Annotated in this window: 6 protein-coding genes; 3 read left to right on the plus strand and 3 right to left on the minus strand. The window is 68.6% G+C overall.

Annotated elements, in window-relative coordinates; translation table 11 throughout:
* Positions 1-184: 184 nt before the first annotated feature.
* Both ABZ396_RS32250 and ABZ396_RS32255 read left to right on the plus strand, forming a co-directional pair.
* Positions 185-1,174, plus strand: coding sequence for a sugar phosphate isomerase/epimerase (locus ABZ396_RS32250; RefSeq protein WP_358918441.1), 990 nt, complete (start codon positions 185-187; stop codon positions 1,172-1,174).
* Between the two features lie 148 nt (positions 1,175-1,322).
* Positions 1,323-2,492, plus strand: a complete 1,170-nt coding sequence (locus tag ABZ396_RS32255) for an ROK family transcriptional regulator (RefSeq protein ID WP_358918440.1) — start codon at positions 1,323-1,325, stop codon at positions 2,490-2,492.
* A 156-nt stretch (positions 2,493-2,648) separates the two neighbouring features.
* Here the strand turns inward: ABZ396_RS32255 and ABZ396_RS32260 are convergent, their stop codons facing one another.
* The 3 genes from ABZ396_RS32260 to ABZ396_RS32270 form a co-directional block, all read right to left on the minus strand.
* Positions 2,649-2,885, minus strand: a complete 237-nt coding sequence (locus ABZ396_RS32260) for a LuxR C-terminal-related transcriptional regulator (protein WP_358918438.1) — start codon at positions 2,883-2,885, stop codon at positions 2,649-2,651.
* Positions 2,886-3,222: 337 nt separating this feature from the next.
* A complete protein-coding gene (locus ABZ396_RS32265; RefSeq protein WP_358918436.1) occupies positions 3,223-7,212 on the minus strand; it encodes a ThuA domain-containing protein in 3,990 nt (1,329 codons plus the stop codon).
* 337 nt (positions 7,213-7,549) lie between these two features.
* Positions 7,550-8,548: a multicopper oxidase domain-containing protein gene (locus ABZ396_RS32270; protein ID WP_358918435.1), complete on the minus strand. Its 999-nt coding sequence runs from the start codon at positions 8,546-8,548 to the stop codon at positions 7,550-7,552.
* Positions 8,549-9,323: 775 nt separating this feature from the next.
* Here ABZ396_RS32270 and ABZ396_RS32275 point away from each other — a divergent pair.
* On the plus strand, positions 9,324-10,189 hold an 866-nt coding region (locus ABZ396_RS32275), incomplete at its 3' end, for a plastocyanin/azurin family copper-binding protein (RefSeq protein WP_359186515.1).

Genomic DNA, 10,189 nt, shown 5'->3' on the forward strand with positions numbered 1-10,189 from the left:
TACCAAGCGCGACAGCACTCGTCCCGCAGCCAGTTCCGCACACCGCCCGCCCACCTCCAGGCGTTCCGGCCGACGAACGCCCCGGACGACCGACCCGCCCCCAAGACCGGGCGAGTACGTCTTCCCCTGTCGGCCCTCGCCCCGGCCTCGCCGCGGCTCGGGGCTCCACAACGAAGGAGTGATGATGCGTCAGTTCACACCTGACTTCGACCGAAGAGGCTTTCTGCGTGCGGCAGCCGCCGGCACCGTGGCCCTCGGTGCGGCGTCCGTCGCGGGCGCGCTTCCCGCGGCCGCCCAGACGCTCGCCCCGGACGCCTCGCGCCGAGGCGCCAGCCTGACCATTCCCAAGGACGCCATCGGCATCCAGCTCTACAGCGTCCGCGACAAGGTCTACGACCTCGGCTTCCGCGTCGTCTTCGAGGAACTGTCGCGCATGGGCTACAAGGAGGTCGAGTTCGCCGGCTACACCCAGAACCCCTCCATCCTCGGCCGGCAGATCACCCTGCAGGAGATCCGCACGCTGCTCGACGACAACGGCCTGCGAGCCATCGGCAGCCACATCGGCCTCGGGGCCTTCCGCAGCAACCTGCAGCAGGAGCTCGACAACGCCGAGATCCTGGGCATGCCTAACATCGGGACCCCGAACGCCCCCTCGGACACCCCCACGGTTGCCGCATACCAGGCGGCCGCGGAGGACTTCAACGGCTGGGGCCAGGCTGCGACGGCGCGTGGGCTCAAGCTCTACCAGCACAACCACTGGGCCGAGTTCGCCTTCGCCCAGGACCAGCCGGAAGTACGTCTGTACGACGTCTTCATGGAGAACACCGACGCCGCCCACGTCTACCTCGAGATGGACGTCTACTGGGCCTTCGTCGGCCAGTTCCGCTACCCCGGCTTCGACCCCGCCGCGTACGTGCGCAAGCACCCCTACCGGTACACGCTTTTCCACATGAAGGACGGCAAGTCCGACCCCAACGCCGCTGACGGCTACGACATGACCGAGTTCGGCGCCGGCGACATGCGCTACCAGCGGTTCATCCACGCGATCGGTCCCTTCGGCAACCACCACGGCATCTGGGAGCAGGACAGCGCCCCCGGCACCCAGCCCGACCCGCCCGGCTCGCTGGGCGCCGCGCAGCGCAGTTACACCGCGCTCGCCGACCTGCTTTCCTGACGCATCGCCATCACCCCGTTTCCCGCTCCCCTGCCAGTGCCGGCGGGAGCGGCGGAACGGGGTGGACGCTTCTCATGCCCCTTCCGTCCGCTGCCGCCGACGACGTCACCGGCCGGCGAGCAGTGCCTGCCACCAGGAGGTGAGCAAAGTGGGCATCCAGTACAACCTGCTCACTCTGCTGCGAGACCACGGGCCGCAGTCCCGCGCCCAGTTGGCGGGCCGGCTCCAGGTGCCGCGTCCGCGCCTGCTGGCCGAGCTCGAAAACCTGGTGGCGTCGGGGAGGGTCGTGCAGGCGGGGCCTGCCGACGCCCGCCGCGGACGCCGCTCCACGCTCGTGCAACTGGACCCCGGCCTACGCTTCGCGGCGATCGACCTGGACACCCGCTCGGTCGGCGTCGAAGTCACCGACGGCTGCCTGCAGGCGGTGGCGTCGTACAGAGAGCACTGCGACATCCGTACCGGTCCGGTGAACGTGCTGGGACGGGTGACGCAGATTCTGGAAAAGATCCGCGCACAGGGCCACTTCAGGCAGCTGGACGCCATCGGGATCGGTCTGCCCGGCCCGGTGAGCTTCCGCGAGGGGGTCCCCGTTTCCCCGCCGATCATGCCGGGATGGGACCGCCATCCGGTCCGCGACGTGCTCTCCGGTGAGCACGGCTGCCCCGTCGCCGTCGACAACGACGTCAATGTGATGACCCTGGGCGAGCAGCACAGCGGAGTCGCCCGGACCGTCGACAACCTGATCTTCGTCAAGATCGGCAGCGGTATCGGCTGCGGAGTACAGATCGACGGCCGCATCTACCGTGGTGCCGCGGGCTGCGCCGGCGACATCGGCCACATCCAGGTCGACGCGGACGGCCCGGTCTGCTCATGCGGAAACGTGGGCTGCCTGGAGGCCCACTTCAGCCAGGAGGCGCTTGCGCGCCACGCCGAGTCCGCCGCGGCCGGCGGCCAGTCCCTGCTGCTGGCGGAGCTGCTGGAGGCGAAGGGCTCCCTCACCGCCCGCGACGTCGCCGACGGCGCGACTGCCGGTGACGCCGTCTGCATCGGTATTGTCCGGGCAGGCGGACGGCAGGTCGGCCAGGTGCTGGCCGGGCTGGTGAGCTTCATGAACCCGTCCATGATCGTCATCGGCGGCGACCTCGCCGATCTCGGGCACATCCTGCTGGCGGAGCTGCGCAGTGTCGTCTACCAGCGGTCGCTGCCCCTGGCCACCGGCGACCTGCCGATCGTGCTGTCCGAGCTGGGCGCCCGCGCCGGGGTCGTCGGTGCCGCCGTGCTGGCCAGTGAACTGGCCTACGGCAGCCTTGTGAACTGACCCTCGGTTGTCCGTCCGCGGCACCCTTCCGGGGCACGGTCGCGCCCCACCCGTGCTCGGCCGGACGTCTTCGCGCCCTGCCGCATCCCTCGAGGGGCGCGGCAGGGCGCGAACGCATGTGGCGCTTGCTTGGACTTCAACAGCCCTCGCGGGAGGTCAGATCAGTCTGCGTCGCGCCGCCCAGGCGACGGCCTCGATGACGCTGCTGACGCCTATCTTGTCGCACACACCTCGGCAACGTCGCCGCACTGTGCGGGGGCAGACGTTGAGCCGCCGGGCGACGGACTCGACGGGCAGGCCGGTTGCCAGAAGCGAGAGCAGGTGCACCTCGTCTCTGTGCAGTCCGGCGTTGTTGGGGGGCCGACGGTCTGTCTCGTAGCTGAGCGTGGACACTTCCGTCCTCCTTTTCCGCGTGCGGCCGCCAGGGAACGCGGGGGAGGCCACCGCCCTGATCGGAGGCCAGAACCCGTGACCGACCGCGGAGTCTGTCAAATCGCCATAACGTTTCAAGTGACTTGGGTAACTCTTCGAGTGCACGGGGTCAAGGGTGGCTCCGCTGCATGGTCCGGGTTTGATGTGCTCTACACGGAAACTTCTGCTGCATTGAACCGTTCAATCCGGTGCTGGAGGACGACCGGGGAGGTCCCGTCGCGGCCAAGTGGGTGTACGCCGGCCGGCGCAGAGCCGGGCCCGGGACAGTCGCCCCGAGCCCGGCGCCGATCGCTCCTTGCTACAGGTCCCGCACCCGGATGTTGCGGAACTCGATCAGGTCGTTGTCACTGTGGTTCTGCAGACCCACGTAGCCGCTGAAGAACTGGCGCAGATCCGTGGGCGGATCGCCCGCACGCGACGACGACTTGCCGGGCGTGTTGTCGAACTCCTTGATCACCACGCCGTTTCGGCTGATCGTGTAGTGCTGGCCGACGATCCGGATCTCGTAGTCGTTCCACTGGCCCTTCGGGGTGACCCTCGCATGGGCCAGGTCGTTCGGATCGAAGTTGTAGACCGAACCGGTCTTCTGGGGCTCGCCGGTGTCCCCGTCGTAGATCTGGATTTCGTTGCCGCAGTAGATCGCCACCCACTCCGGGGCGGTGCGGGCCGCTCCCGTCGTGCTGCAGCCCTCAGGCCGCTTGTCCAGCGGAGTCCGCGGATCGGGGAATCTCACGAAGACACCACTGTTGGCCGCGTGGCCTTCCGGAGCGACATCCCGGAACTGCAGGCGGATCGAGTAGTCCTTGAACTCCTGCTTGCTGTACCACAGCATTCCCATGCCGCCGGAGCTGTGCAGGGTGCCGTCCGGCAGGAGCGAGAACTGCCCTGCGCCCGCTTGGCTCCACCCGGCCAGACTCGACGCGGATCCGTCGAAGAGGGACTTGTACCCGGATGTCTTGCCGATGGGCGACTTGGCGCCTTCCTTGCTGATCGTCGCCGCCTCGTGGTTGTCGAGCACACCGTCCTTGCGGAACTGGTGCACCAGGCCGTTGAGGTAGCTGACGAACGCGCCGTGGTTCGGCCAGGCGCTCTCGTCGTCGATCAGGTCGTTGACCGTGCAGCCGCCGCCGACCTGGTGGTTGGCCACGCCGGTGTCGCTGTCGAGCAGCCAGACGTTGGCACGGGCGTCGGGCGCCGTGCAGCCCGCCGTCACGTTGATCTTCCCGGTGGACTGCTCGCCGTTGGCGTAGGTCACCTTCAGGGTGGCGTGGTAGGTGCCGTAGGAGGCGTAGGTATGGGTGGGGTTGGCCTCGTGCGACGGCTGGCTGCCGTCACCGAAGTCCCACTCCCAGGCGACGCCGCCCGCCTTCGCCGCCGAGAACTGGATCGTGCGGGGCTTGCTCTGGGCGACGGCGCGACCCGCGGCGTCGCTCGGGTTCGGCGTGGCCGGTCCCCCGTGGTAGGCGACGCGGACCAGCTTCTGGTTCGGGTCGAGGCTGAAGAAGCCGCCGGCGTAGTCGAGCATGTAGAGCGCGCCGTCCGGGCCGAACTTGGCGTCCATCCAGCTCTGGATCTTGCTGTCCCCGATGCCGCCGGGGAGGATCTGGCGCAGGTCCTCGCCGAAGGCCGGCGGGGCCTGGTCCTTGACGCCCGCCGGGTCGACGGTGATCGCGACACGGTTGTTGGCGTTGGACTCGTCACCGATGAACCACTTGTTGTCCCAGTACGAGGGCCAGGCGACACCGCTGTTGGTGTCGACCTCCGAGCGGTGATAGGTGGGGCCGTCCATGATGGCCTGGCCGCCGCCCTTGAGGTACGGCTCGGTGTACTTCTCGTCGCTCTGCGCGTACGTGGGCAGCCCGCTGCCGTCGTTGCGCTTGGGGTAGACCACGCCGCCGCCCTGCGGCGAGTACCAGATCATGTTGTTGCGGGCCGGCGGGAGGTCCACCAGACCGGTGTTGCGAGGGGAGTTGTTCTTCAGGTTGTTGCAGTCGTACCAACCGGTCAGCACGCCGGCGTCGGTGTTGCTGCGGTCGCGGTACGGCTGTTTGTTGCCCATGCAGTACGGCCAGCCCTGGTTGCCCGCGGAGGTGATGATGGTGGCGGTCTCGTACTTGGCCGGGCCGAGTTCCGGGTCGGGCGTCGGCGCGTCGGGGCCGACCCAGCCCGCGGTCAGCCAGTCGTTGGTCTTGTCCCAGGCGATCCGCGCAATATTGCGGACGCCCATGACGTAGATCTCCGGACGGGTCTTGCCGCCGCCTTCCTCCTTGCCGGTGAAGAGGTTGCCCTTGGGGATGGTGTACGTGCCGTCCGGTTCCGGGTGGATCCGCAGGATCTTGCCGTTGAGGTCGTTCGTGTTGCCGGCCGTGCGGCGGGCGTCCTGGAAGGACAGGCCCTTGTAGTCCTGGGTCCAGTTGTTCCCGGAGTAGCCGGCCCCGGCTCCCTGCGAGGAGTTGTCGTCACCGACGCCGACGTAGAGGTTGCCATTGTTGTCGAAGGTCATGCCGCCGCCCGTGTGGCAGCAGCTGTGGATCTGGGCGGTCCAGTGGAGCAGGTCCTTGCGGGTGCTCTTGTCGATCGACTGGTTATTGAAGTCGTAGGTCAGGCGCGAGACGGTGCGCTGGCCCGTCTGCTTGTCCCGGTCGACCGACTCGTGCGGCATCCAGTAGATGTAGATCCAGCCGTTCTGCTCGAACTTGGGATCGAGGGTGATGCCGACCAGGCCCTCCTCGTTCTTGACCAGCTCGCTGCCGCTGCCCCGGTTGCCCATCACGTCAAGCGTGGTGAGCAGCTTGACCTGCTTGGTCCGGGGGTCCCACTGGTGGATCGTGCCGCAGCCCAGACCCACCTTGGGGTCGTTCCAGTCGGAGATCGGACCGCTCGGGCAGGCCGCCTTGCCGATGTAGAAGACCTTGCCGTCGGGCGCGATCGTCAGACCGTGCGGCTCGCCTATCTGGTCGAGCTGGCCCGCCTGGTTATTGCCGGTGAGCCGTTCCACCGAGTAGTTCGACGCGATGGTCGCCTGGCAGTCGCCGCGGACCATGCCGGTCGTCCACTCGATGGCGCCGAGCAGGTGGCTCTGGAACTTGGTGTCCGAGGTGTAGCTCTCCTCGGTGCGGCCCATGCCGGTGTAGAACGACCGGCCGCCGTCGTAGTCCCGGCACCAGGAGATCGGGTGGAACGCGCCGTTGCCCGCCGGCCCGGGGTCGTAGGAGTTCTCCTCGACCTGGGCGACCGTCTGGACCTTGCCGTTGGGGTTCGGGTCCCAGTTCATCCACTGGTCGGACCGGGTCCACTTCAGCGGCAGGCCCTTGTTCGCCGGGTGCTGGCGATCGGTGACGTCCACGACCGCCTGCTGCACCTTGGTCTCCGGCGCGGGCGCCGGGTCGGCGCCGAACAGCCGCAGCTCGGCCAACTGCATCAGCGGCTCACCGGAGTTGGCGGTGACGTTCAGCCGGTAGTACGGGTAGGCGGTGGTGTTGGAGAACTTGTACTGCTTGGTCTGGAAGCGGTCGGCGAAGTTCTGGCCGCTCTGGGTGTCCAGCGTCTTCCAGGTGTTCCCGTCCTGCGAGCCCTGCAGGGTCCAGTCCTTGGGGTCCCGGCCCGCATAGTCGTTGGCCGACGTCAGCGCGTACTGGGCCACCGCGACCGGGTGGTCCATCTTCGCCGTGACCCAGGCGGTGGGCTGGTGAGTCAGCCACTTGGTGGAGTTGCTGCCGTCGAACAGCTTGGCCTTCGTCTCGTTCGGCGGGTTTTCGTCGCTCGCCGTGGCCTCCGCCACCTTCTCGGAGGCGGAAAGGCTGGTGGCCGGACGCGTGCCGATCAGGCCGGTGAACCAACTGGAGCCGGCGTCCGCGCGCGCGGCGTCGTGGACGCCGACGAAGCCGCCGCCGCCCTTGACGTAGGCCTGGAACGCGGACTCCTCGTCGGAGGTGAGGGACACGCCCTTGGCTGACAGGAACACCACGCCGCGGTAGCGGGCCAGGCTGTCTGTGGTGAAGACGGCGGGATCGCCGGACTCGTCCACGGAGAAGCCGTTCTTCTGACCCAGTTCCTTGACCGCCGAGGTGGCGGCCGCGACCGGGTCGTCCTGCTGGTCGGCCGGTCCGTGGAAGACCAGGACCTTCACCGAGGCGTCGGTGGCGGCAGTCTGGTCCTTGACGGGTTCGGATTGCGGTTTCGCCTGTGCCTGCACGGCCGGCAGCGCGGCCAGCCCCAGTGCCAGCGCCGAGCTGGACAGCAGGACGACCGCGCGGCGCCAGGGCCGCGCATGGTCGAGGGTTCGCACGGGGCGCGACGGCGGTGCTCCGCTTCGTCGTGACAGGGCGAACCGGTCTCTTCGGCCCATTGTTGCTCCTTGACTCGATCCGACAACGGAAGAGTGGTCAGGGGGTGGAGCAGGGCTGCCGCACGGCTCCGCCCGATGTGCGCCGGGCGAGGGGGTCGGACCGGCCATCAGGACGTCCGGGGACGGCCGGGTTGCCGGAGCCCGTGAAGGCAGGGGCAACCCGGGTCCTCTCGGCCCGAGACCGACCGGCGGCAGGTTGGTACACGCCGTCAGGCCGTCCGGTCAGGTGTGACGGCGTGGCTTCGGGGGTGGGGCGACGGACGCGCGCCGGCTCGGCTCACATGCCGGGCATGCCGTGCATATCGCCGCCAGGCATGGAGGGCATGCCGCCGGGAACCGTGCCGTCGGCCTCGGTCACCAGGAAGACCCCGGACATCCCCATGTCCGAGTGGCTCTGTACGTGGCAGTGGTACATCCAGGCGCCCGCGCCAACCCGTTCGCCGGCGATCACCTGGAACCCGAAGGAGTCCGCGGGGCCGGTGGTCTTGGTGTCGATGACCCGGCTGGCGTCCTGCGGACCCTCCAGTATCCCGGTGCGGTTGTCCACCCAGCGGTGGCCGTGCACGTGGAAGGTGTGGAAGAAGTCGCCGTGGGTGATCACGACGAACTCCACCCGCTCGCCGCGGACGGCCTTGAAAGTGGGGGTGTTGGGAGCGACCTTGTTGTTGATGGTCATGTCGTTGAACACGACCGTGAACTGCTTGTCGGGCAGCACATCGCCCTTGCGTCGCACCACCACGGGGCCGAACAGCCCCTTCTTGATCCCGCCGGTGCCGTGCTCGGTGCCCACGTTGTGGTCGTGATAGTGCCAGTAGCCGGCGCTTCCGGCCTCCCACGTCCCGTCGTGGCGTTTGCCCGGGGCGTGGGTGCGCCAGACGTAGGTGCGCCGGTCGCCCGGCTGAACGACGCTGTCGTTCATCTTGGTGCCGTCGCTGGCAACGTCGTAGTCCAGGCCGTGCACATGGAGGCTGGCGGCGACGTCGAGGTTGTTGACCACCTCGATGTTCATGGTGTCGCCCTCGGTCAGCTCGATGAGCGGGCCGGGAATCGTCGCCTGGCCGGGCTGGAGGCCGTAGCCCATCTCCCCGTTCGGCAGCTTCTCCATGTACAGCGTCAGGTTGTGAACCTCGCCGCCGCCGCCTTTCGTGGCCGGCTTGTCCATGGGCGCGGCGGCGGTGCTGCTGAGCACGGCGGGGACGACGGCCGCCGCCGCGACCCCGGTGGCGAATGATCGCCGGGAGAAGAGGCGTCTCGAGCCTACGCCTGAGTCGGTCATCGCTCTCCAATCCTCGACAGGCGTGGGGTGCCTGAAGGCGTTGTCTGGTCGTCAGGTGCGCCGCCCCGGGCAACACAGCATCCGGACGCGGCGGTTTGCGGTGGTGGGCCAGGCGTTCGGCCCCGCGGGGGCCGCCGGGAAGGTCGGTAGACCGGTTTTCGGTCGGGGGCCGTCCGGCCGGCGGATGTGCTGGTACGGCCGAGACCGGTTCGGCTCGGGGAGGCAGGTTGCGCCTCGGAACGGCCTTACCGTAACCGCGCTCCCGCAGTTTTTCCAGACTCAGGTCAAAGTTGGTCGGGTTGCGGCCGTAGACCTTGGCGAGTCGTCAAAAGATCGGTACTTTCCCATCGTTGCCGCAATCCGGGGAGGCGGGTGAACAACGCGCGCGGGCCCGTGGCGTCAGTACTCCGGCACGAGTTGGAGCGGACACCGCTCCTTCGTGTGTGACTGCGGCCGGACGCCGTCGTCCCGCCCCGGTGATCACTTCCAGCGCCTCATCGGCCCGCTGAGTCCAGCGCGCCGGTCAGGCTGACGGACAAAGCGCCACCGCCGCCCCGGATCGAACTCCGGGCGGCACCCGGCCGGACGGGCCCCGACGCGGTCGTCCCGGCGGCTGGTCGTTCACCCGGCGGGACCGCGAATCCGTACGCGGTACCGCAACAAGCGATTCGCGAAAGGTGCAGCGGTGTTCAGAAGACTGCTCCATACCCAGACGGATCCGCCTCCCTCCAGATCCGCGCCACGGAGCCGGGGCCGCACGCATTCGGTGGTCCTGGTGCTGGGGGCCCTGTTCGTCACGGCGTTCGCGCTGGCCGCGCCGACCGCGTACGCGGCCTGGAGCCGCGCCGACTCCACTGCCGCTACCCAGGTGCTCACTTGGACAGCCGGCGACGGATACATGGGCTACACGTCCGCCCCCACCACTGCGGTGGCCGGACCGGCGACGATCGTGTTCGAGAACAGCGCGGCGACCGGCAATACAACGGGGATGCCGCACACGCTGACGTTCGACACCTCCAACCCCGACTACAACACCGACGTCAGCCTCAACATCCAGGCGAGCCCATCGGATTCCAGCGGAGGCCGGCACACGGCCCAGGTCACTCTGACTCCCGGCGTCTACCGCTACTACTGCGCGATGCCGGGTCACATCATGTCGGGCGAACTGACCGTCACCGCGAGTCCGGGGGACGACACCACCGCGCCGGACACGTCGGCGTCGGTGTCGGGGACCAAGGACGCCTCGGGGAACTACGTCGACAGTGCGACGGTGACGGTGTCGGCCTCCGACTCCGGTTCTGGCGTGGCCAAGACCGAGTACTCGCTCGACAGTGGGGCCTACGCGGACTACACCGCGCCGGTGCAGGTGAACAGTGTGGGTCAGCATTCGGTGTCGTACCGGGCCACGGACAAGGCCGGTAACACATCGGCGGTGAAGTCGGTGTCGTTCACGGTGGTGGCGGCTCCGCCGCAGGACACCACCCCGCCGCAGGTGTCGGCCTCGGTCTCGGGGACGAAGGATGCCTCGGGGAACTATGTCGACGTTGCGACGGTGACGGTGTCGGCTTCGGACGCGGAGTCCGGGGTGGCCAGGACCGAGTACTCGCTCGACAGTGGGGCGTACGCGGACTACACCGCGCC

Source organism: Streptomyces sp. NPDC005866 (assembly GCF_040629895.1).
Lineage (GTDB): Bacteria > Actinomycetota > Actinomycetes > Streptomycetales > Streptomycetaceae > Streptomyces.

Coding starts and splice junctions, on each gene's coding strand:
- ABZ396_RS32250 (WP_358918441.1), top strand. CDS start 185: ATGCGTCAGTTCACACCTGACTTCGACCGAAGAGGCTTTCTGCGTGCG.
- ABZ396_RS32270 (WP_358918435.1), bottom strand. CDS start 8,548: ATGACCGACTCAGGCGTAGGCTCGAGACGCCTCTTCTCCCGGCGATCA.